Below are 24,359 nucleotides of genomic sequence, written 5' to 3'. Positions count from 1 at the left end.
GATGGCTCAGAATATAAAACCGCGTAACCGGAAGAGATTCCGGCTTACGCGGTTTTTTATGTCCATTCTCGCCTAACCTTTTGTCGGCTGCTTATGATACCAGTCATTTGCCTCTTGCAACACTTGTTCTCCACCCGTTCCCATAAATTCCTTGACGAAGGAATCGAAATAATCTATGGGCTGATCCCCCGTAATGATGGAAATATAGGCTTTGTTTTTAATTTTGATCAGCTCAGGGCTGTATTTCATCAGCGAAGGTGTGGAAACCTTCATCGCGTTATATATTCCATTCTTCTCCAAACCCAAGGTTGAAGCCCAATGCTCTCTGCGTCCCATTGGCTTACGCGGAACGGTCATTCCGATTCCTGCACCAATCTTGTTGGTATAATTAGGGCTTGAATCAAATGGGGGAAGGATCCTATAATCACCAGTGGACTTGTCCGACCATTCCCAGTGTACCCCTTGAACTCCGTTCAGCATGGACATGGACTCATCCTCATCCGGGTTCGCGCTGACATCATCCAGAATTTGCAGAATCTTCTCGAACTTCCCCGGCTCTTTGACGGCATCGGCACCAATCGCTGTGAAGCTCATCAGCATGTCATAAGCCTTCGAGCCGCTTTTTCCCTGAGGCCCTGTCACCGGCTGCCCGAAAATGATTCTGGCGTCCTTGTTATTGTCCGCTAGTTCCCGTGCGTTGAATGTGGCCTCGACGGGTACCTCTTCACCTTTTCCATCCAGTTCCATGTAATCTCCGGCTTGAATCCAGTGATAGTAGTTCCCCATAGAAGTCATCCCGATTCTGCCATTGATAAAAGCATGAGATAGGTGTTTGTAGCCGCCCTTATTCTCTCCGGTGATGAATTCAGGATCAATAATACCGTCTTTGTACCACTTTTGCAGAAGCTCCAGGGCTTCCTTCATCTCCGGCTCCAGAGCTCCAATCACCAGATCCTGACCCTTAATATTGAAATAAAGCTGGTCGGCAAATACAATCTGTCCGAACGCCCCAAAAACAACATTCATTCCTTCACTGGAAAGCCCATAGGTGTCCTTCTTGCCGTTGCCGTCCGGGTCATTGTTCGCAAAGCCATACATCACTTTCTCAAACTCCTCCAGGGTCTCGGGAACCTCAAGGCCAAGCTTATCCAGCCAGTCCTTTCTGTACACTATCGGGATTCTATAGATATTCGTCGGATTCACCACAGGGATTCCATAGAGCTTCCCGCCGATTTCGCCATAGCTAAGGTACCCGGGAGCATTTTGATTGATGATCTTCATAAGATTTGGTGCATTGTGGAGGAGAATGTCCCTTGGAATTTCGGCAAGGGCTCCCTGTGACTCGTATTTCAAAAGATCCTGCGGCTGCCTGATCCGAAACAGGTCCGGGATCTGGCCTTGTGCGAGCCTGAGGTTCAGCAGCGCTTCATATTTATTATTTTCGAGATTCCAGACATCCAGATCCACCTTGAATTTGTCCTCGATATATTCAAGCATTGGCGCATCCTCGGGTACCGGCTCATTCTGATGCATGGTCCAGGAGATAGTGTAGGTACTGTCATGCGAGGAGGCCGCTTGGGCAATTTCCCCGGTATTCTTAGGAGCTTCACATCCGCTGACAGCAGCTATGATCAGCACCGCCACACACAAGAGTAACTGACAACGGTTTATTTTCACGGCAACGGCCTCCTATGATTGCTCCATTAATTGCCTGATATAATGTTTCGGGGTATAGCCATTTTTCTCTTTGAATTTTTTGATAAAATAGGCTGTTGTGCCGTATCCAACGGTATTCGCGATTTGTTCAATAGTCATATCGTGTTTAGCCATCAGTTCCAGCGCTTTCTCCATCCTTTTCTCGGTCACATATTCGATGTAGTTCATCCCGGTTTCTTCCTTGAAAATCTTGCTGAGATATTTGGGGCTTAGAAAAACCTTGCCGGCCACCGTATCCAGCGACAGCTCCTCCGAAAGATGTGTGCTGATATAGTGCTTCACCGCCTCAATGCTCTCACTCGTCCGGTTGTCGCTGCGCTTCTCCATATGGACCATACACACTGCAATGGAGTCCGTCAGCCATTTCCGGTAACCGTTGATATCATGAATGGAAGTGTACTCATTGTATAAGTTGATTTTGACATGATCCGATGGGGTATACCGGACACTTATCAGATAATCCGAGTACACAGATACCGTATTCAGCATTATATAGCGGCAGTAATCCGCAGAATACATTCCTTCCCGCATTTGACCTAGCAGTTGTTCAATAGCTTCCGTAATTTCCTCAATATTTCTTGCTTGAAGTTTTTCTTTAAATTTCAGCAGAACCGCCTGTGGAATTTCGTTAGTGCTGCTCTCCCTCTCCAGCAGCCTTGCATCTTTGATAATAGAAACTTCAGGCAGGAGAAATCCATACTTAGCGAGGATCTTCGCTTCATCAAAGCTTCTATGCACATCCATAAACCGCTGCACCCAGCAGCCCAGGGAGATTCTAAACTCCAGGTCAAAGCTGTGTTTCACCTCCGAAAGAATGAAGCCTGAAATCTGCTCCAGCAGCTCATCCTCCGCTAGATCTGTACATACAATAACCGCTACCTTTTTATCCGGAAGCTCTTCCGCTATGATGTGGCTTCCAGCATAATCCGCCGCTTCCAATTGATTAATCATCCGGTAGAGAACATACTGCATGGTTTGGGAATTGAGCGTTTTGAAACCAGGACTTACCGGATCTATAAGCATGCAGCAGTAGTGGGCATAGGTCATGGGAATATGAATGGATTGCAGCTGCTCCACTAGCTCCTCATCACTGTAACTGTTATTCAGGAGATTAAGTACAATATTATGCTTAATTACCGGACTATTGGCCTGCAGGGTTTCTTCGAGGCTACTAACCTTGCGGGTCAGCTTGTTGATGGCGGTATCAATCAGTGTGTATTCGTTCAGCCCGGGTTCCGGTGTATGGTCGAACATGCCTTTCATTTTGTCTCTCAAGCGTTTCAGAGGATTATATATAGCTACGGTAAAAACACCCGACAGAACCATGCCCACAATAACAGCGAGCAGACAAATCAGAAGCACCGTCCGCTGCAATAGAATTGATTTCTGATAGTAGTTGTCTGTAGACGTGATGTTGTATATTTTCCAGTTATTCGATGGGAAGGTGTGAAAAGAAACCTCATTGGACCCCTGGTTCATCTTATCTGTGAAGCTTGCAGCCACCGCAGTGGAAGACAGAATTTTGTTGATATATCCGCTGCCAGCACTATGGCCGAGTATTTCTTTATCAGCCGCAGAGATGATGGTCCCGCTTGGCCCTATCACAAAAGTGTTCTTATAATCGGAAGGCATAATATGCCGGATGATTCCGCTGATCGCCTCCTCCTTCATATCGATAGCAATCATCAGGTCGCAATCGGCACCGGTGGAGTGAAAAGGATAGCTGTGTGCGTATGAAATCACAGGACTCACCAGCTTATCGTCCGATAGATTTGTATACATATCTTGTGCTGTCTTGCTTGCTTCCGTCCATACAAAGCTTGAACCGCTTTTCTGCAGACGATCCACCCAGCTCCATGCTGTGGCAGCACTTTCGCGCTCGTGATCAAGATATCTCAGCCCGGCGTCCGACGAGATCATGATATTAGGCCCGGGATAGAACAAATGAACTGCAGATACAATGTCCGCATAATCCGCGACTTCGTTCTTAAGCAGGTCCTGCAGATCCAGAACACTCCCGTGATTGCCCTGCAGAGTAGCTTTGGCAAATATATCAATACTAACCGGCTCACCCAGGGAAAGATCCAGATAGATTTGCTGCACCCGCTGAAGCACGGAAGACTCGATATAGTTGGCCGTACTCTCCAGGATAATCTGATTCTTTTTCTGGATTTCTTCATTATAGTGCTTAGGAAAATACATATAAAAGATGGAGCAAAGCAAAAGAACCATGACCATCACGACTGTTACATAGGAAATAGCGAGGTTGGCAAAAGCAGAGTTCCCGTTTTTTCTCATCGTTGTTGTCTCCACATTCGAAAGTGTCTAAGCATCTTAACCACTCCTAATCTTATTGGAAGTATGTTCACAGAGCGTCAGAAATGGACCTTATTTGTGTAAAGAAGCTTGATTTCAAAGACAACATACGATTTTTATATAATAGGGAAATTGTTGTATTGAGGCCCGATCCACCCGGATGCTACAGTGATGTCGAACCAAAACAGAGGAGTGATACGTTTTGATAATGGGATTTAGGAAAAAGCAAGTATCAGCGGCTTTGAGTCTGTCATTACTTATTAGTTCCATGGGCGGAATGGCTGCAAGTGTGAGCGCGGCCTCCAATCCCGCAACAGTGGCTCCGCCGGCAGCACCGGCCTGGGGGCATTTTGTAGACAATTACAAGAATAATTCCACGGTTAACATGGCGGTATACTCCAATCCGACCATCGGAATCCTGTCCGGATTCAGTCAATTGTGGACGCCAGGCACTACCTGGGACACAGGTACCAAACTTAACAGCAGCGTGCTGGATGCCAACATTCAAAAAGTAATAGACCTTGCTGCAAGCCGGACTCCTGCTGAAGCCAATGCGGCTTACTTCGATGACCGGAGAAAACAGAGCTACAGCATAATCGATGGTCTGGGTTCCCTAACCGATGTCTACCGCACGAATGCGGGAGCGGTGACAACGATCAATGAGATCCCGGCCGATGCCACTACCGTTAAATATGATGATGGAGGAACCGATGCAGGCAGCACAAGCTCCAGTCTTGGCAGCATCGTCAGTCTGGTAAAGACTATACGCGGTAACTACTCTTCAACGACCCCGGCTAAAAATTATTACAGTTATAAACGCCCGTATCGTTGGAGCAGCCCTTCGATCATTGTACCGGCTCTTGTGCCTGCAATCAGCACCACGCCGCAATCCGATGGCGGATTCCCAAGCGGCCATACTAATGCTGGCTATCTAAGCGCGATAGCGATGGCTTATGCTATACCAGAGCGGTTTCAGGAACTACTTACCCGGGCCTCGGAACTTGGAAACAACCGCATCCTTTCAGGTATGCACTCTCCGCTTGATGTCATGGGAGGCCGCGTCACGGCAACTGCGCTGTCGGCTGCGATCCTGTCTGATCCGGACAACAGCCTGCTGAAAAAGACTGCATATAACGATGCGCATAGTCTGTTGTTGACACAAACCGGTACTGCTGAAGACAGGTTCAGCAATTACACCAAGAACAAACAAGACTATACCGAGCGCCTGACCTATGGATTCAGCCCGATACACTCCACCACGGAGCCAGCGGTCGTTCCAAAAGGTGCGGAAGTCCTGCTCGAAACACGCCTGCCGTATCTAGACGACACGCAGCGCCGCTGGGTATTAGCGACAACAGAGCTTCCATCAGGCTATCCTGTACTGGATGATCCGGAAGGATGGGGGCGGCTTAATCTTTTTGCCGCAGCAGACGGCTATGGTGCTTTTGCAAGTGATGTTACAGTGACCATGGACGCCAATCAAGGCGGCTTCAATGCCCTGGACCGCTGGCGGAATGACATTTCCGGCACAGGCAGTCTGACCAAAGAAGGAACGGGGACGCTTAAGCTCCAGGGAAACAATAGCTATTCCGGAGGCACACTGCTGAACGAAGGTACGCTTGAGGGGAATTCGAATACAGCGTTCGGAACCGGTGATGTGGCTAACAACGGAGGAACCCTGATTCACAATGTTCCTGGACCGCTGACCATCGGCGGGAATTTCAGCCAGTCTGCCAGCGGCACACTTGAACTGGGCCTGAGCAGCGTAAGTGATCTGCTCGATATTAAGGGAAAAGTACAGGCCGGTGGTACACTTCGTCTGAACTTTTTGAACAATTATGTACCTGACGGTGTGATTACACTCATCACCCATGGTAAGGATCAGCGGAGCGGAGAATTTTCTTCCGTTGAGACAGAGGGCCTTCCCAGCCAGTACAAAATGAATGTGATCTATAATGCCAACAGCATCCAGCTGGCTGTAGATACAGATGCACCAAGATGGCCAGCAGATGCCAAACTGACCGGTTCAAGCATTACCTCGTCGGATCTTACCTTGAACTGGCCGGCGGCGGTAGACAAAGAAGGAGTAGTCAGCTACAGCGTATATCGTGACAGCACACTGCTGGGCACCGTATCCGGTGCTACCTACTCCTATAAGGTAACCGGATTAACGCAAGGCACAACCTATTCTTTCTCGGTAGTAGCTTATGACCTTACGGATAACTCAAGCAGTCCTTTAAAAGCATCCTTGAGCACCATTTCCAGCTCTTCTCCTGGCGGGATTGGACCCGTAGCAACACCAGCTCCTTCACCAGTACCATCGGCTTCTCCAAGTCCCGTGTCCAGTCCGGGAACAGATAATGGGAAGCAGAGCCTATCGGTAACGGCAACTGCAGATTCCAGCGGGAAAGCAGAGGCAACCCTTAGTGATTCCCAAATCACTGACCTGTTGACTAAGATCAGCTCTTCTGCCGCCGCCAAAATCTCAGTACAACTGAACGTACAAACGGTAGACAACGCTAAGTCTCTGGGAGTTACACTCTCTAAGGACGCCGTCAGCAAGCTGTTCGGGAGCAAAGCTGCTGAAGTGGAACTTGTAACCCAGTTCGGAAGCATGACTTTTAACAAAGCAGCCTTGGAGTCGCTGAAGAACGCTTCAGGAGACAGTATCCGCATTGGAATCGCTCCGGCAGGTACTGCAGGTCTTTCTTCAGAAGCTGCAAGTCTGGTGGGCACACGGCCCGTGCTGGAGTTCACCGTTCAGTCTGGCGCCTTGAACCTGACAAGCTTCGGTAACGGAAGCCTCAAGATCAGCATTCCGTTCACGCTTGCTCAAGGGGAGGACGCCAACGCCATTGCCGCCTATTACATTGACAATAGCGGCAAGCCTAATGCAGTCGCCAAGTCAGGATATAACCAGAGTGCAGGAACCGTAACTTTGTTAACCAATCACCTCAGCAAATACGCTGTGGGTTATCACAAAATCAGCTTTAGCGACACTTCCGGTCATTGGGGCAGCAGCTATATTACCTACCTGGCTGCACACCACATTATTTCCGGTACAAGCGCCAATACGTTTGCACCTAATACGAATATTACCCGTGCAGAATTCGCCAAAATGCTCGCGGGACTCGCCAATGCGGATGTCTCAGGGTATTCCTCCTCCACGTTTACCGACATCAAAGCCGGTGACTGGTACCTGCCTTATGTGGCATGGGCTGCCGGGAATAACATTGTGAATGGAGCAGGCAACCATCAGTTCAATCCAAATGCAGCCATCAGCCGCGAGGAAATCAGCGTCATGATCGGGCGGTATGCCGATCTTGCAGGATACTCGTTGCCTGACAACGTCAGCAATGCAAGCTTTGCAGACAGCAGCAGCGTTAGTGCCTGGGCCGTAGATGCGGTAACTGCCTTGCAGAAGGCAGGAATCCTGTCCGGCAAAGGCAATAATACCTTTGATCCCAAAGGCGGTGCTACCAGAGCCGAGGCCGCTAAAATCATGACAGTGCTTCTACAGGGAATGATTCAATAGAATACAGATTGTCAATCAGACAAGCCTCCATCCTGGATAACGGATGGAGGCTTGTTGTTGGTTCAGCTCCTCTATTCATGAAGAAATCTCGATCATAACGTTATCCGCTATGACCGTGAATTCCACTAACGGACTGTCAAATAACACGTTAAGCTCAAATCCAGAATCAGTGGAATATACTTCATCGTACAGCCAGTAACTGCCTACACTTAAGTCTGGAGGTTGCAGACTCTTGACTCCTGTAAATGTTACTTTGATATCGGTTTGATAATGATAGCTTCCTCTACAATCCAGGCTCATGATGAAAATATCCGCAGAAGGCATTTCAATTGAAGTTACTTTTGCATCATGTAATGACTTTTCACACAATTGTACAGCCTTCTCCGGGAGTGAGTCTTTTATTGACAAATAGCCGCGGCGGTATTCATTCCATATCATGCTCATTCGCTTATCGTGCTCACTTCGCCACTGTTCAGCCATTGTTCTAAGTTTAATTGAGGGAAACTGGGAGTTTATTGTTCCGTCTTGAATATAGGGGTGAAAGGACTCTGGGAGGAATTTTAACAAGTCATTTTTTCTATGCTCTAAATCGTACCTACGTATTTCTTCAAAGTCCATACCTTCTGAATGATACCAAGCCACATCTTGTTCCCAATCCTGTTTCGTCTCAGGGAATACCAAAAAGCCTGATATTTGCATTTCCTCATGCCATTCCCGAGTGAAATATTTCATTCTATATTCTCCTTATTCCTGGACTGAGATGGTTAAACCGTTTTCTTAATACTTCCATAGACTCTTTATTCAAAAACAAACTTCACCCGTTGGTCTCCATACCACTTTTCTCTGATCTCATCATAGTAGTCATCTACATTATCATTAATTATATCTTTATAAGTGCCAGCTAATTGAGGATAGTTCCGTCCAATAAACTTTTCCACTGTAGGCCCTGTGTTTTTCCCAATTCTAACTTTATCTAAAAATACGGGTATGTCCTTATCCAGAGCCTTAATCATTAGATCAACATCTGTTATTCCCGGTAAAATCGGAGTAATAAATACCCATACCTTAACTCCCATTCTATAGAGCTCATTGGCTGTCTGGATATTGCTCATCAGTGTATAATCATCGATCTTCTTCAACTGTCCCAGATTAGATAATCCTAGCAGCAAAGTGAACTTGTCTCCCATAGGTTTAACCACATCGAGATCTCGATAAATTAGTTTTGACCCGGCTTTCGTTGTGACCATACACTTCACGTTTAACTTACTTAATTCGATTAGACATTTCCTGGTTAATTGATATTTCCGTTCAATTTCCATATAAGGATCACACTTACTTCCCAAATATACGATATTTTCTTGATTCCAGTGAATTAATTCTTCACCTAAAATATCCGCAATATTGAGTTTAACATTTAAGTTCTTATTCCAATTTTCATCTTCTAGCTGGAAACAATAAGGGCACCCGATTGTACATCCATCGTACGGATCAATAATTGGCAACGTTGCACCGTCAGGGGGATATTCATAAGTCATTGCAGTACTGACTTGTATTTCTTTAAGCATTCCGGGCCATCTCCATTCGTCCGTTGATAAGACGATGGTACATGAACCCCCCAAAAAAATATAGACTTATAATATCCGTTCTGTTATGATGTTGAATAAGGTCTTAAAAAAAATAGTCATACACAGCCTGCGGTTATAATAATCGCAGGTTTTTTTGTTGCCGGTTGATTATTCCTAATACTTCCTTGTTCACGATGTTCGTTTCTTTTCTGAATTTGCTTACTTATTATTGTTTATTATCCCTTTTATTCTATCGATAAGAGCTTTAATGGTAGCTTCAGTCGTATCAATTTTAGCTGTATCCATATTCTCATATAATCTTAAGCGATTGATGCTCAAGGTTATTTGTTCTTGCGTCCTATGATCCATTTCCATCCTCTGTCTTAATACTTCTTCTGAACAAATTAGACTTACCTTAACCAGCTCAAATTCTAAATCACTCATTCGCTCAAGCAAACCATTCAAGATCTCCTCACGATGTAAAACCCAACTGAAAATTACATATTCAAAATTTGAGTTTATGATAAAATTCCTAAGCATATATGTAATATTATTCTCTACCATTCTTATACTTTCTTCATTTACTACCCAAGGATTCATCATCCAGCACCAATCCCCATCTAGCCATACTGCATTATTCAGTGACTTAAGTAGTTCTTTGCTGATTGTGGTTTTCCCCACTCCCATGGTACCGTTTATCACTATAAATTTCTTCATTGAAAAATACTTCCTCACTACTCCTTAATTATCTTCTCTCGAATAGATCTTTACGTAGTTCATAAAATATTTTTACTAGTAGGTGTTCATTTTCGAGTAATTTGATCTTTTCAAATCTCCTTTTGCCTAGTCTTTTATCAATTATTCCAAAAGCCTTATATATGGGATTATTTGAATTAATAACTTCTATAAATGGCGTGTTAAGATAATTTCTTAAGTTTTGGGTAATATGACTTGTTTCATGCAATCCTAAATTCATAATCCTTTCAATCTGTTCGGATTCTATTTTGGACTTGTAAAAATCTTCATGATACCCGTGTTGTAACTCGAATAACGTAATATCTTCGGGCAAAGGATTCATATACCAATGATAATATCCTCCTCCAAAGATTTTCTTTCCATCTAAAGTAATCCATACTTCACCGTATCCATCATGTGCCTCATGATATCTTGTTTCATGAATATCTAATCTCTTTCTGATTTCTGGAGCAATGAAGGCTCTTATCATGACTCTTAGCTTAGACCAATCCATGAGTATTCATTCCTTTCATGGTTCTAACCTCGCATATCGTTTTAGTAATATTCACAAACCTTCTCAAGCTTAAGGCAGTGTAATCTTCAATGAAATCACCCTCGTTTTTGTTCCCGCGTCCTTTGAAATACTCCTGATTTATTATAATAATTCCCTTCTGCTGTTATTATTTTATCCTGTTCTATTCTTAATACCACTCCGATATGATCATTCGGTCCATTCCCCAAAATATTATCAAATACGACAAGATCCCCTTGATCTGGGATGAACGATAGATCACTTATCTTCATTTCCTATCAACGGTCTTGAAGTTAATTCTTCAGCGATTTCAGCTAGAGTCTCTCTTCTGCTCACCGTTTCATCCTCCTTGGTTTTACCGGAACTTGGAGGGTCCCTGGTTGACTCCGTCACTTAGCTTAGCTAGATATCAAGACTTAATCGAATCATATCCCTACATTGTATTCCGTTTTCATAAATCTCTTCCTCATAATGCCTTACAAAGAAATCCCGATCTACTCCTGTTATTCGAAAACCGCATCTTTGATACAGCATTAGCTGATTTACACTTGAGTTTCCGGTTCCGATTTCTATGGTTTTGACCTTTTCCTCTCTAGCTTTTACTATTGAATAACCAATCAATTGCTTCCCTATCCCCATTCCTTGATAGTCTTCCTGTACCGCGATATTTACAATTTCTATGGTTTCAGGCCGGGTCCTAATCAAAACCATAACTCCAATTATTTCTTCGTTTATTAGAGCTACTAAGCATTGTCCTCTTCCCAAGTATTCCTTAACTATTTCCTTCGACGGATCAGCAAGAAGTAATAGATCAAAGGGGGTTTCTTCGTTTGAATTTTGTGGTCGGATCTTAATTTCCATATATTTCCCCCTTTGGCCCGATAAATAACTAATGGATTATCATACATTATATCTTCTCAAAATTTCTTCAATTGCTTCTACTTCTAGCTCATAGCTGCTATTAGCTACAATTTCTAAAACTGTACCATCTATCTCCTCGACTACTTGAAACTTATACTTCCATTCATTGATATTCAAATCCCCAATTATTCTATACTCTACTAAAAAACCTTGCTGAAATGCGTCCTTCAAGTCTTCTCTATTATCTATCACTTTCCATAAATTATTATACTTGTCTGAAATTATTGGATAATGTTCACTATATTTCAGTAGATCCTGTATATATTGAATAGGTACATATTCTTCAAAACTATATACTACCTGATCACCAACCTTCGTCATACCATAAATAATATCGTTGAATAACTCCAAATAAGAATTGGTTGAAAAGCAATCTTGTATTTTATATATTTTCACGTTTTCTCCTTAATTTCCGCATTAATTTCACCTAACGTTGTTGTATTCACGAACCTGAGATTATTGGAGAAGTGTAGCAACTAGATATCCGCCAGGACGACTTAGACTTGCGTGGTTGTCTGACTGACCCCTCGATTACATCCAATCATCGAAATGTTCTTCAAGAAACTCAATTTCTTTCTCATAATGAGCAAGATGACCTTCTTCGACTAATTTCACAAACGCTGGATCTCCGGCTGCGGCACGTTCAGATAATGTAGTACACATGAATTGAATACGGGAAATCACCCATTCCTTAAGATCCGTTGGAATATCTAGTCCATAAGAATTAAAGAATATTTCCACACGTCTTTTCCTCACTGATGCATGATTCTCTCTATTATATTTCTCAACCAGGTAATCATTTGGACTTGGCGCAAACTCTGCAAGTGGAACAGATGTATATAAAGTGTACACAATATCCCACATCCGTGGACCTGGACCTGCCATGTCAAAATCAATAATCCCCACAGGAAGTCTGTCTTTAAACACAACGTTATACAGGGCAGCATCATTATGGCACACGACCTCATGCAAAGTTCTCTCAGGATACTCATTTGTAGAATTCGTAGTGGGTGTAAATCCTACAGTTGCGTCATGATAGCTCCTTAAGAGCTTGGCAAGTTCAGATAAAACCTCATCCGACCACATATATCCTTCTAATTCAGGGTATAGATTCCCCGGAGCTACTCCTTCAAGGTAAGATAGAGTCTCTCTATTCTTTTCATCTAATCCTATATATCTAGGAGAATAGGGATAACCTGTCTTTTCAAGATGTAGCAGCAATTCATGCACATACGGATTAGAAGGAGCCCCCCGACGAACTGTGTTCCCTACTTTTACGACCTGATTTATATTGCCACCAGTAAGAATTTCCTCGGATTCTGACAAGTCTATTCCTCCTTACCACTTTCTTGATTAAGTCCACTAGTTACTGCACTTTATAGTCTTTCTTAAGCAAGGCATATACCGCAACATCAACAAACCGGTTTTTCCAAAAGTAATGTTCCTTCAATACCCCTTCTTCACCGAATCCTATGTTCTCAAGCACCTTCCTTGAACCTACATTCTCCGGCTCTAGGAATGCTTCGATTCGGTTCAATCCAAGTTCATTAAATCCGAATTCAATTATCTTTTGAGCCGCCTCGGACATAATACCTTTACGCCAATATTCTGGAATAAGTTCATATCCAATTTCAGCTTTATAATGTTTCTTCATCCAACCATGAAATCCACAGGTTCCAATAACTCTGTGATCCGACTTCAAAGTAATTCCCCACCGGAAGCCTTGATTTTCTTCAAATTTTTGATTCCATCGTCCAATTAATTCTTCTGCTTGATTAATAGTAGTAAAACTCTCCAAATCATAAAATTTCGTAACTTCATCCAAAGAGAAATATCGAAAAACATCCCTGGCGTCGTCTTGGTTAAGTTGTCTTAGTATTAATCTTTCTGTTTCTAATATAGGAAATTGGGACATTTTCTTCTCCCTTCAGGTGCTTAATCTAACGTCACCTCAAATATTCTGCTTTATCCGTAAACTCAACACATAGCACCTTATTTCATCGGTAGTGGTTACTCAATTTGCTCTTTGAATTTCATCTTTCATATTTCTGTGTTGTACGCATTTTTCAATATCCTTTCAACAACAAGCTCTAAATCTTTCAAGTATTTAGGAACCTTCATTGCAAGTGCTTTGAGGAATAAAAGCTTTTCCAGAGAGACAACGAGATATTCCTCTTCTTCTATTGCACCCTCTTTTAGATAATCATAGTTAAATGTAGCTATACGATTCCATATTTCAAATTCAAACTCACATATCCCAATATCCCCATATAAGTCTTTTATATTGTTAGGATATATCTCAGCTAATCTATTGTGATCTTCACTAGAAATAACAAAATCTATATCTGCTCCCGATTTTCTAAGGCCATAGTATTCCATTGCTCTTCCCCCGATTAAGAGCGGTTTTGAAGAAAAGGTATACGCAAGTTTACTTACATCAATATCCATTTATAATCCCCTTTCTTTCGCCTGGTTCAATAAATCATTGATTACATTCATTTCGTTGAGTACTCTTGTTCTTCCCTTTTCCGTCTGATTCCAATTATCTTTATTAATTCCTCGATCATCATGGAGTGGCAATATATCAAAATTCATATGATCGTCTCCAAATAAACCCGCAAGCAAAATAAATCTTCTACAGAAAAAAGCCTTACCCGCAAGTAATATATTTCTTTCTTCAGGCATGATCATGGTTATCGCAGTTTTTACGACATCATGGGCATTACGAGCACCTGTAATCGGGAAAATAATACTCTCTGGTAAGCCTAATTGAATTAACTGGAGCTTATGAAATTCAAACTCGTTAGCTTCTAAAAATTTGTTGTATATATCAGGGATTAATAGTCTCTTGAAACCCTCATTTTTATAGAGTTCCAATATCTTCATATTCAGTTCGGGAAAATGACCCGGATGATATATGACTACATCAGACGAAACAAATAGGTGTTTTCTACTAATAAATATCATTTCACTTATATTCTCAATAATTGCTTTGTTCATGTCACTCATCCTTTCGGAGTCCACATATTCCTCCAGTATATCAGTCATTCTAAATATTGGGAATTAAAAGAAAACCTCAAGCGATTCAATATTTCATGGAGGTAACTCTGAAATAGAATATTTATTTAGCGGATTTATTTTCACAACAAAAACCTTCCTTCACCCTGGGGAAAAGAAGGCTTAACCCTATTTGATCTGCATCTGGTATATTTACTACATGAATACAATCTTATAAGGGAGAGATCGTCAATGAGTGCAGAATTTATTATTAACGGTATTGGGCCATAAAGAGCTGCATAAGAGGTCGTTGAGGAGTTTTTCTCAGGAGTGCGGCAGCGGACTAACAACCGAACTCAATAAAATATAAAGGATGAAAAAAATGAAAAACAAAATTTTGTTTTTAATTTGTATCGTTATCTTATTACCAATGTTGAGCACTAAACAGGTTCAAGCTACGAATACAAAAGTTTATTTAGAATTATCGAAAGGCGTTACATACTATGGCGAAGTAAAGAATGGAAAACCCAACGGAAAAGGGTCCATGGACTGGGGGGGCAAAAGTTATTCGGGTGACTGGATAGATGGAAAAAGGTCAGGTCAAGGATACTATAAGTTCAACGAAATTGTTGATACTGATACAACGAGAACAATAACTTATAACGGTTCTTGGAAAAATGATAAAAAACATGGTAAGGGCCTGTTAAAGGAAATTACATCGGGCGAATATGGCCCATCGCTAGTTCAACAAGGTATATTTAACAATAATCAGTTTATAAATGGTTATGAAACACGATTTTTTTTAGGGTACTACGATTTTGATTATATTGACCAGAAACAGGCAGTCGGTTTCGGTACTAACAGTAAAGAACTAGCTAGAAAATTATTAAGTGGGAACTTTAGTGGAGAGCAAGCTTCTAATATTCATATTTACAAGAAGACTGGTAAGTATTATGAAGGATACTCGTTTGCATATGAGCCAGAGTCTTCCGGTTCTAACTATTCTATAGGTACGTATGAAAAGATAACTGAAAATGGATCAACTTCCTTTGTATTAAGATCTGGAGTTCATAATTCAGGTAGTGATGGGGATGATTTTTATACACAAGAAACATACAAGGATGGAATAATTGTCAAGAAAAAATCCATTTACCAACCTGATGAGTACTATGCTACTCTTGATAAAAACCTAAAAAATAAATTAAAAGAAATGAAGCCCTATTTAAAAGGGTTCTCAAATGCCATGAGGGAACTTTAATTATTGCAAAAGAACTTAGGACGTGTAGGCAAACTGTAACTCCGATTCGATTTTGATCGAGATTTACTTTCCTTTACGTCCTTTCAAAATACCTTGCTGAACTGGCCCCTTCTGCCGAAACTCACCTCAATTACAATAGCTTCGATCAATAAAATCATTTCTTTAAAATGTACAACCTTACATGTTTTCTAAGTTGAATTCCTTCAGCCTGATCAATGCTTTTTTACCCCGATTTCCTTTTTTCGTTGTTGTATTTCCTTGTTCGTCAGTTCTTCGCTGGATGAATTCTCCGGTCAATAGATTGATATCATCTTCGTCAGACTTATCAATTGTCGTTATCCCTGTATTGTAACTTCCCATCGTTGCTCCTATTAAAAACCAGTCATTATCTTGATATCTAAATCTATATTTATTGTACCATCTCCAATTGCTTCCCCCGTAATCGCTAACAAGGACAGAACCCCGATCAGTGATTAGGCTATCAAAAGGGTCGCCCCATACTCCACCCTCATCAGCTTTCAAAATGACATTATCGGCTATGATGGATACGGAATATGTGTTGTTTTTACCGCCAAATGCAATGAATAGTGATCTCGGAGACGCCGTTTGATCAACCACCTCCTTCTCAATTACTGTTGCAATGTCTGAGATACCATCTTTATTTAAATCGCCTTCTGCGATAACTGACTCTCCTTTGATAAGTTCTAAAATGTGCCATCCTTCTGGAATCAATGCATTGATGTTAGTTTCCCTCTGCTCATTGCTTTGCTGTGGAGTTTCCACTTCTATTGTTTCTTTGTTTGTGCTTGGAGATATACTGGCCGCTGGTGTATTGGATGGAGTTGCTTCCTGTTCAATTGTTTGAATGTGTGGATTTTCATTACACCCCACTATGCAACTTAAAAGTGCAGCAACACCAATAGAAGTTAAAATTAATTTCTTCATGGAGTCAGATTACTCCCCTTTGTTATGCGAGGGATCGCCCCCGCTTCAATTTACAGTCAAATTAATCTATGACCTTCCCAACAATTTGTTCTTTTCTAATCGTGCCGATAGTTCTACTATCCAAGCTGTCGTTATAATTATCGCCAATGATAAAAAAATCATCTGCTCCTGTCTTGTATTCACCAACTCTGGAGTTATCGACCATTTTAACGGGTAAATCAATTGGAACATCATTAATTAGTATCCTGTCTTTCATCACTTTTATCTTTTCGTTAGGTAAGCCTACAACTCGTTTGACATACATTTTATTTTTCTGATCTGTATAAAAGCAAACAAGCTCATTACGTTCTACTTCATGCTGATTATAATAATCTGTGTCTACCTTAACAATCTGACCATCTTTAAATGTCGGTTCCATCGAAGGACCCATGATCTCCATTTTTTTATAGTTTGTACTGCCATTACAAGCGCTAATGATCATAAAAACAAATAACGCTAATATATATTTTTTCATATTTACCGCCCTTTCTTGAGTTTCTTAAACAATTTCACACAGCCGAATTTTGCGGTATGGAGTATTCTGCTCAGTGAAACGGATATGCTTCTTTGAAAATGCTCCTCGCGGACCCAAGGGCTATATGGTTTAAATACCACCACATGACCTTATGGTATCCGATCAACTTTGAACCGATTTCATGTACATCATTTATACTGTAATCATAAAAATATTCATTATCTCGCTGATAAAGCTGATATGTGCCATCACTGAGTATTTCATCTCTATATTTGTACAAGGCCACTACATATCTTGGACTAACATCTCCGTTAACATTTAGATCTTCTTTTGTAATGTTATCAATTTCTTGAATAGCATGAATTGCGTTCTTGCTCTGTACTAATACGGGTGGGTCAGATTCTTGCGGATAACCAGCAATTGTTATCCATATCGTTATTAAGTTCGTTATTAAAGTCTTTGAGATATTAATCCAAAGGACTTTATTAGAAATAAATAAACAGAGTAGAATAACTAATGAATTGATAATTATTGTACTTGGAATCGATACAATTCTTCCTAATCCTGTATAGGGAAAAAGGTAGATTAATGACACTAACAACAATATGGTTGGTAAGAGCAACAGGATAAAACTGTATGACCATATATTCTTCACAAACACCTTACTATGGAGGTTTTTATCTTTTGCCGGCATTTTCATATAACCTCATATCCACGATTGTTTTTACGAGCTCGTATACCAACTTCATAACGGATGTCTCTGAACCTTATGACTACCCTTTTAAAAGACTTTCCACACTTTCTCCTCCAGTATATCAGCCATTCAAAATAATGGAAATTAAAAAGGAGCCCTCAGGGTTGTTAACCTCAAGGGCTCCAATGCTTTTGGAAGCATCTATAATGCTGTCATTGTATTGAGAAAATATATTAAACAAGCTTGAACAGCTCAACTAATCCCGTTTCTTCCCAACCGCACCAAGATAGATCACAAATTCTTCATCACCATCTAATTGTAATATTTCGTCAATCAGCTTTTGATCATAGATTCCAATGGCGCAAGCGCCTGCACCGATCGATTCACTGGATAAATACAGGTTCTGGCATACATGTCCAACATCGATGAGGATTTTTTTATGAGCGGAAATATCATACTTCCATTCAGAGCGATAAGGTGTGGTACTCCATGCAAACAGTACAGAAGCTTTTTTGGCAAAGTTAGGGACAAATGGCTGATCTAATGTAATCGCATCCACCTTCTGTTCAAGTTCATCTAACTCAAACATAAATAATAGCTTATGCTCTACAGGAAGGTATCTGTAGATCCCTTGCTCAATGCCTTCTACCCGCATAATCACTAAATAGGTTTCAAATGTGTGTGTCGCCCCACTACAGGGTACCGTACGCAGCGTAAGTCCGTTCTTATTCATACCTGTAATTCCTTGGGTAGCCCATAACAAATAGGATAATTCATCCAAACTCAACGTTTCCGCCGAATAAAATCTTGTACTTCTTCTTTGATCTATAACATCAAAAATGTTCTGTTTAGACACAACGTCTTTGCTGACCTTAGGCAAATCAATAATTAGGGATTCCGAATCATAAGGCTTAACAATGGGCGGTTGTGCCAATCCTTTGATCTTGTCCGTTTTTATATGCTTAAATTCATGAAAATTGGATTTTAGAAATTCCCTTTGTGGTTCGTATCTTCCCATAACAGATCCTCCTAGATTTCCTTAATAACTTTAATTTATCATGTCATGAAAATTAGATAGTGATCGAACTCACTACAGGGCTGTTTTGGTAAGTAAACAACAAAAAACCTCCTTCACCTTAAAGGTAAAAGAAGGCATAAACTCATCGCTTCTGCAGCACGGCAGCTATATTTTCATTTCCCTTAACTTATACTCGGCATAATCATCAGTTTAAGGCCCTCTTCTAACTCCCTTCCGGATCGAGGGGCGCATGCTCCGAAGCGTGAATATGGTGTTATCTAAGGATTTCAATGAAAATATTTCACTTTTTCTGTTTCCTTAAATTGAATTCTAAATTTCTTGGATAAGTACCTGCCTATGCTCTTTCTACTGTTTCTATAATGACTATCTATTTTAATTTTAGAGTTATCCTTCAAATGAAGATAATAAAAGTCCTCAGGATCTGATTTTATTGTTATGTACACTACTCCCACTTTCCTGACTGTAATGGCTTCAATATATTTGATAGATTCAATCTCAATTTCAAATGACTTTGAGAATAGGGTATATTTGATAAGCTTCCCTTCTGTAATCTTATAAAATGTGGTAGCTAAATAAACTAAGAAAGAAACTAAAAAAACTGTCGTTAAACTGAAAATGGTATCACTTAAATATTTGGTTCCAATGAAAATGAAAATAAAAATGATAATAAGTATTGAAAGTACAATAGATGACTGCGTTCTACTAAATTTCATTTTTCAACTGCCTTTCTTCTATTCGTAAATGGCTTCTTCTAGTATATCAACCATTCTAAATAAATAGGATGCCTTGCAAAACAATTCACAACAAAAAACCTCCCCGCTCTCGTCAGGGCGCGGCTTCTTTGCTGACAGTCATTCTGTATGTATCAGAACCCGGACGACCCAGTTATAAACCGCAATATAGCTAACAATTTTCACAACAAATCAATACAACTCCAGGATTATAATGAACCTAATAACAATGAAGCGATACTATGGAGGTTATTATGAGCTGGAAAAAAGCGATTGAACACACGCTCTCCACCACCCGTCGCAACATCAAACGCTTTGGAGGCTCCTTTCCGATTGTAAGCCTGGGAGACGGCAAATATCATTTGACTGACCATACCAGCTGGACAGAAGGATTCTGGAGCGGAATTTTGTGGCTGAGCTATGAATACAGTAGAGATCCGGAGATTCACGCCGCAGCTATCCGAACGGTTGATTCTTTCAAGAAACGCCTGGAAGTGGAGCAGGCGCTCGATCATCATGATATCGGCTTTCTCTACTCGCTCTCTGCCAAGGCCCGCTGGATTGTTGATAAGGATGAAGACTCTCGTCTGCTTGCACTGCAGGCAGCCGATATTCTGATGAAGCGCTGGCGCTCTGTTCCGCAGCTGTTTCAAGCCTGGGGACCGGAAGCCGATGTGAATGACGGGGGCCGGATTATTATTGACTGCCTGATGAATCTTCCGCTGCTGTATTGGGCAACGGAACAGACCGGCGACTGCAGCTATGCCGACTGTGCCAGCATCCAGGCCGAGAAAAGCCGCCGGTTCCTGGTCAGGGGAGATGATTCCTCCTACCATACTTTTTATTTTGACCAGCTGACGGGAAATGCCATTCGCGGAGGGACCGGACAAGGCTTTCAAGACGGCTCCACCTGGACGCGGGGACAGGCCTGGGGTGTTTACGGCTTCGCCTTAGCTTACCGTTATCTCAATGAACCGCGTTTTCTGGAAACCTCCAAAAGACTGGCCCGCTATTTTTTGGAGCAGCTTTCCGGTGATGGTGTTGCGTATTGGGATTTCGATGTTCCGCAAGAGCACCCCACTCCCCGTGACAGTTCGGCTTCGGCCATCTTTGTATGCGGCATCCTTGAGCTGCTGGAGCACTTGCCTGAGGAGGATCCGGACCGGAAAATGCTTGCCGAAGCGGCGGGCAAGTCTATGGATACCCTACTGGACCGCTATTTTACCGAAGGCAGTTTGGTGGAGGAAGGTTTTCTCCGGCATGGCTCCTATTCTGTCAGAGGAAACTCTTCTCCTGATGATTTCATGATCTGGGGTGACTATTTCTTTCTGGAAGCGCTGCTGCGTCTGCAGCAAGGTGTTCCGGGATATTGGTATGAACGCGATGGCCGATAGGAAAGGAATGATCTATACTGGAAATAATAACGGATAATAAGGGAGCGTTTCATGAACAGGAACGATCATTCACCCCAAAGGCTTGAACCTGGACTACTTATGTTCAATTATAAATATGAAAATGAGGAAGCTCACTGGTTTCACGCGCACAGGGGTATTGAACTGCTGTACATTTACAATGGCCGCGGCGAAATTATGGCAGAGAATCAGACCTACCCCATCCGGGATCATATGCTGGTCTGGTTTCAGCCCTATCAGCTGCACCGTGTGATGGTTCCTCCGGCACAGGGCCGTTCTTATATCCGGACAAATCTAACCTTTGACCCCAATTTTGTGGAGCATTATCTTTCCGCTTTTCCTTTCCTGGAGAAGTTTTTCCGCAGGATGTGGAAGGGCAGCCTCCAGAAGCCGGTTTTCTATGATATGCAGGACACCCTGATTCCTGATTTGCTGGAGGAAATAGATCATTCTATAAATAACTCTGCCGCAGACAAAGAAGAGACTATCGGGTTTCTGATGCTTCAGCTGATCCGGCTGCTGCAAAAACAAATGTCTGATGTCATGGCCGAAGTCAACCCGCTGCATTCGCGTGGAGGTTCACATGTAGAGCAGATCACTGAATGGTTGGATGAACATTACAAAGAGCCCTTCAGCCTCGAAGCACTGGCTAATAAGATGCATCTGTCACCGTATCATATTTCGCATGTATTCAAGCAATTTGCTGGCATCACGCTGTCCGAATATTTGATGCAGCGGCGTGTAAGTGAAGCTTGTATACTGCTTGCCAATACCGCTAAATCCGTTCAGGAGATCGCGATAGAGGTGGGCAGTTTTTCTCCGTCCTATTTCAGTCAGATGTTCAAAAAAAACAAAGGAATTTCACCGGAAAAATACAGAAAGAGCATCCGCTGAAGCCAATCTAATTACAATAACGCAAAAAAACGCCCTTTTATAAAATGGAAGTGTTGAGTAGCCATTTTACGAAAGGGCGATTTGCTGTGCACTCAGCTGACAAAGTAGTCCACTGGCTGACTCTGGAAGGGTTTTGGCTAAAAAAACACTTCTTATAAAATGACCTCAACCTTGACGGATGAGCGTCCGGGATAAGGAGGTAGAACGTTGCCCTCTTCCGGTTCACCGTCGACAGTAATTCCTCGGACACCCTTGCAGACCCTGCTGGCATTCGTAACGGTAATGTCATAGACACAGCCCCGGAAGCGCCGTTTCACCGTAAACCCTTCCCAATCGGCGGGAATACAGGGGTCGATGGACAAGCCTTCGAGCACCGGCTTCACACCCAGGATATATTGGGTAACAGCAACATACATCCAGGCAGCCGTACCGGTTAACCAGGAGACATTGGCGAGACCGAATTTATCAGACTCCGGCCCGAACAGGTTGGAGGAATAGACGTAAGGCTCTGCTTTGTATCGCCATAAACCCGCCTTATCCATAGCCACATTCGGCAGCAGCTGGCGGTAATATTTATAGGCCAGGTCTCCCCGGCCAAGCATACATTCAGCGATAATCGCCCAGGTGTTGGCGTGGCAGAATACCGCCCCGTTCTCCCCCGTGCCCTTGTTGTAATTGGTCAAAGGGTCGGCAGGATCAGGAAAGCTGGTGATGGACGGATGGATTTTTTTGATGCCGAGTTCTGTATCCAACATTTCATACACGCTGTCCATGGCCTGCAGCCCCTTCTCAGGGTCCGCCATACCTGATATCGTCGCCCAGGTCTGGGCGTTGAGCCAGATTTTGGCCTCGTCGTGTTCGTCACTGCCGAGGAACCGTCCGTCGTCCATGATGGCCCGCCGGAACCAGCGTCCATCCCAGCCGATGCTGTTGACCAGCTTGCGCTGACTCTCGTACATGGCTTCATACCGGGCGGTATCCTCCGGATGACCGCTAGCTGCGGCAAGATCAACCATCCGCAGCAGTACCGTTCCAAGCTGCATCGACGTCCAGATACTTTCGCCCCGCCCTTCCCTGCATACACGGAACAGCTGGTCGTTCCAGTCCGAGCGCAGCATCAGCGGGAAGCCACGGGAACCTAGCTGGGACGCGGTGAAATCAACCGCAGCCTTTAAATGCTCGTACACTGTTCCCTCGCCGCCGTCATAGTAAGGTACCTTGGTCTTCAGAAAAGCCGCATCTCCGGTTTCCGCCAGCAAATCCCATGCCGCCAGCGCGGTCCACAAATGGTCGTCGGAATGGATGCTCGTTACCGGATCCCATCCCTCGTTCGGAAAAAAGTAATGGTTCACATGCCCGTCCTTGTACTGCTGTCCGAGTAAAAGCCTCAGCTTGTCAAAGGCAAGCTCCGTGTCGAAGGGCACCACCGCCAAAATATCCTGCGCGGTGTCCCGGTAGCCGACTCCGCGGAACGTGCCGGTGGCGTAAAAAGAAATGTTGCGCGAAAACAGAAAGTTGCGGTGCGCCTGGTACGGATTCCAGATGTTGATCATCCGCTCCGCATCTTTGTCCGGCAGCCGGCTCTCCCATGCGCCAAGGTAGCTTGACCAATTCTCTTTAAGCGCCAGGAAAGAGGATTCTACGAATCCGGCCTCCCGGGAGCGGGCTATTGCCCTCGAGACCTCCTCCTCATCCGCTGCAGTGCCAAGAAATATATTGATCGTGCGGCTCTCGCCCGGCTGCAGCGTAAGGTTGAACTGCAGCGCACCGCACGGGTCGCCGCCCATCAGCTCCGATCCGGTGCAGCCGCCGTTCTCAATCGCCGACGGATTGGATTCACTGCAGTAGCTGCCGATAAATTCCTCGCGGTCGCCGTCGTATCCGGCAAGCGGCGTATCCGCAGCCAGATAGACGAGCGGCGTCTCTTCTGGCTTTGGCTGATTTTCGACCCCGTACCGGTACACCAGTCCCTCCGCTTCATGATATTGCACCGAAACCTGATGTTTGTTATAACACTGCCACTGAAGCTCACGCATAAATTCCATCATGCCAAACTCGGCGTAAGCGTAGACCTTCAGCTCTTGTGGTGCACTGCCCTGATTGGTCAAGGTCAGATTCCAGATCAGCGAATTCTCATAAGGCCCGACAAAATACACTGTTTGCGCCGATATACCGCCCTGACTTGCCTCGAAACGTGTATAGCCCATGCCGTGGGCACTCTTCCACACCTCCGGTTTATCTAAAGCGGGTTCGCTGGTCGGGCACCAGTAACGGCCTGTTTCCGCATTCTGCACATAGATATAAGGGCCTGAGCGGTCCATCGGCAGGTGGAAGAACCGGTAGCGTGTAATCCGCCAGATTTGGGGCGATTTGTAAAAAGCTACCCCGCCGCCCGCTTGCGACATCATCGTATGGAAGGTACCGTTCGACAGGTAGTTCATCCATGGTGTCGGCATATCATGCCGGTTAAATTCCACCTCCTTCTCCCCGTCCCTGAAGGTATAGTAATCTTTCGGATCCGTATATTTGATAGGCTCGGCTTTCACTGGGCTTCA

Annotated in this window: 21 protein-coding genes; 4 read left to right on the top strand and 17 right to left on the bottom strand. The window is 43.3% G+C overall.

The genetic code is table 11. From position 1 onward, the window contains the following. Positions 1 to 72 precede the first annotated feature (72 nt). Together ACAN54_RS20375 and ACAN54_RS20370 are read right to left on the bottom strand one after the other, a co-directional pair. Positions 73 to 1,677: an extracellular solute-binding protein gene (locus ACAN54_RS20375; protein ID WP_379159537.1), complete on the bottom strand. Its 1,605-nt coding sequence runs from the start codon at positions 1,675 to 1,677 to the stop codon at positions 73 to 75. 12 nt (positions 1,678 to 1,689) lie between these two features. Then, the gene (locus ACAN54_RS20370) at positions 1,690 to 4,014 is read right to left on the bottom strand and encodes a helix-turn-helix domain-containing protein (RefSeq protein WP_379159534.1); all 2,325 of its coding nucleotides are present in this window, start codon (positions 4,012 to 4,014) and stop codon (positions 1,690 to 1,692) included. 226 nt (positions 4,015 to 4,240) lie between these two features. Here ACAN54_RS20370 and ACAN54_RS20365 point away from each other — a divergent pair, with 226 nt between their 5' ends. Next, the gene (locus ACAN54_RS20365) at positions 4,241 to 7,567 is read left to right on the top strand and encodes an S-layer homology domain-containing protein (protein ID WP_379159530.1); all 3,327 of its coding nucleotides are present in this window, start codon (positions 4,241 to 4,243) and stop codon (positions 7,565 to 7,567) included. Positions 7,568 to 7,642: 75 nt separating this feature from the next. On the opposite strand, the gene ACAN54_RS20360 is transcribed toward ACAN54_RS20365, so the two are convergent. From ACAN54_RS20360 to ACAN54_RS20315, 10 genes are all read right to left on the bottom strand, one after another. After that, complete coding sequence (locus ACAN54_RS20360) at positions 7,643 to 8,299, bottom strand: DUF4085 family protein (protein WP_379159527.1); 657 nt, start codon at positions 8,297 to 8,299, stop codon at positions 7,643 to 7,645. Between the two features lie 65 nt (positions 8,300 to 8,364). Beyond that, positions 8,365 to 9,132 carry an SPL family radical SAM protein gene (locus ACAN54_RS20355; protein WP_379159524.1) on the bottom strand — a complete coding sequence of 256 codons (768 nt, stop codon included), beginning with the start codon at positions 9,130 to 9,132 and terminating at the stop codon, positions 8,365 to 8,367. A 219-nt stretch (positions 9,133 to 9,351) separates the two neighbouring features. After that, positions 9,352 to 9,849, bottom strand: a complete 498-nt coding sequence (locus ACAN54_RS20350; RefSeq protein WP_379159520.1) for an AAA family ATPase — start codon at positions 9,847 to 9,849, stop codon at positions 9,352 to 9,354. Positions 9,850 to 9,877: 28 nt separating this feature from the next. After that, positions 9,878 to 10,381, bottom strand: a complete 504-nt coding sequence (locus tag ACAN54_RS20345; protein ID WP_379159517.1) for an SF0329 family protein — start codon at positions 10,379 to 10,381, stop codon at positions 9,878 to 9,880. 420 nt (positions 10,382 to 10,801) lie between these two features. Then, complete coding sequence (locus ACAN54_RS20340; RefSeq protein ID WP_379159883.1) at positions 10,802 to 11,254, bottom strand: GNAT family N-acetyltransferase; 453 nt, start codon at positions 11,252 to 11,254, stop codon at positions 10,802 to 10,804. Positions 11,255 to 11,299: 45 nt separating this feature from the next. After that, positions 11,300 to 11,716, bottom strand: coding sequence for a hypothetical protein (locus ACAN54_RS20335; RefSeq protein WP_379159514.1), 417 nt, complete (start codon positions 11,714 to 11,716; stop codon positions 11,300 to 11,302). 135 nt (positions 11,717 to 11,851) lie between these two features. Then, positions 11,852 to 12,646 (bottom strand): aminoglycoside phosphotransferase family protein, encoded by a 795-nt coding sequence (locus ACAN54_RS20330; RefSeq protein WP_379159510.1) that lies wholly within the window; start codon positions 12,644 to 12,646, stop codon positions 11,852 to 11,854. A 40-nt stretch (positions 12,647 to 12,686) separates the two neighbouring features. Continuing rightward, positions 12,687 to 13,235 carry a GNAT family N-acetyltransferase gene (locus ACAN54_RS20325; protein WP_379159507.1) on the bottom strand — a complete coding sequence of 183 codons (549 nt, stop codon included), beginning with the start codon at positions 13,233 to 13,235 and terminating at the stop codon, positions 12,687 to 12,689. 125 nt (positions 13,236 to 13,360) lie between these two features. After that, positions 13,361 to 13,768 (bottom strand): hypothetical protein, encoded by a 408-nt coding sequence (locus ACAN54_RS20320; protein ID WP_379159504.1) that lies wholly within the window; start codon positions 13,766 to 13,768, stop codon positions 13,361 to 13,363. Further along, on the bottom strand, positions 13,769 to 14,320 hold the full coding sequence (locus tag ACAN54_RS20315) for a hypothetical protein (protein ID WP_379159500.1): 552 nt from the start codon (positions 14,318 to 14,320) through the stop codon (positions 13,769 to 13,771). It abuts the gene before it with no gap. A 379-nt stretch (positions 14,321 to 14,699) separates the two neighbouring features. Here ACAN54_RS20315 and ACAN54_RS20310 point away from each other — a divergent pair, with 379 nt between their 5' ends. Next, positions 14,700 to 15,575 carry an MORN repeat-containing protein gene (locus tag ACAN54_RS20310; RefSeq protein ID WP_379159497.1) on the top strand — a complete coding sequence of 292 codons (876 nt, stop codon included), beginning with the start codon at positions 14,700 to 14,702 and terminating at the stop codon, positions 15,573 to 15,575. Between the two features lie 177 nt (positions 15,576 to 15,752). Here ACAN54_RS20310 and ACAN54_RS20305 read toward each other — a convergent pair whose 3' ends face one another. The 4 genes from ACAN54_RS20305 to ACAN54_RS20290 all read right to left on the bottom strand — a co-directional run bounded on the left by ACAN54_RS20305 (position 15,753) and on the right by ACAN54_RS20290 (position 18,746). After that, a complete protein-coding gene (locus tag ACAN54_RS20305) occupies positions 15,753 to 16,520 on the bottom strand; it encodes a hypothetical protein (protein WP_379159494.1) in 768 nt (255 codons plus the stop codon). A 61-nt stretch (positions 16,521 to 16,581) separates the two neighbouring features. Next, positions 16,582 to 17,034, bottom strand: coding sequence for a signal peptidase I (gene lepB / locus ACAN54_RS20300; protein WP_379159491.1), 453 nt, complete (start codon positions 17,032 to 17,034; stop codon positions 16,582 to 16,584). Positions 17,035 to 17,104: 70 nt separating this feature from the next. Next, positions 17,105 to 17,728, bottom strand: a complete 624-nt coding sequence (locus tag ACAN54_RS20295) for a hypothetical protein (RefSeq protein WP_379159488.1) — start codon at positions 17,726 to 17,728, stop codon at positions 17,105 to 17,107. Between the two features lie 256 nt (positions 17,729 to 17,984). Further along, entirely contained in the window at positions 17,985 to 18,746 is a 762-nt protein-coding gene (locus ACAN54_RS20290) for a SagB/ThcOx family dehydrogenase (RefSeq protein WP_379159485.1), read from the bottom strand. A 1,006-nt stretch (positions 18,747 to 19,752) separates the two neighbouring features. Between ACAN54_RS20290 and ACAN54_RS20285 the strand changes: the two genes are divergently transcribed. Further along, positions 19,753 to 20,892 (top strand): glycoside hydrolase family 88 protein, encoded by a 1,140-nt coding sequence (locus tag ACAN54_RS20285; RefSeq protein WP_379159482.1) that lies wholly within the window; start codon positions 19,753 to 19,755, stop codon positions 20,890 to 20,892. A 51-nt stretch (positions 20,893 to 20,943) separates the two neighbouring features. Then, positions 20,944 to 21,804 carry a helix-turn-helix domain-containing protein gene (locus ACAN54_RS20280; protein ID WP_379159479.1) on the top strand — a complete coding sequence of 287 codons (861 nt, stop codon included), beginning with the start codon at positions 20,944 to 20,946 and terminating at the stop codon, positions 21,802 to 21,804. A 152-nt stretch (positions 21,805 to 21,956) separates the two neighbouring features. Here ACAN54_RS20280 and ACAN54_RS20275 read toward each other — a convergent pair whose 3' ends face one another. Beyond that, positions 21,957 to 24,350, bottom strand: coding sequence for a GH36-type glycosyl hydrolase domain-containing protein (locus tag ACAN54_RS20275; protein ID WP_379159476.1), 2,394 nt, complete (start codon positions 24,348 to 24,350; stop codon positions 21,957 to 21,959). Positions 24,351 to 24,359: the final 9 nt, after the last annotated feature.

It is taken from the genome of Paenibacillus diazotrophicus, assembly GCF_042610465.1.
The sequence above is the reverse complement of the archived record's forward strand: the minus strand, read 5'-3'. Positions and strand labels throughout refer to the sequence as shown.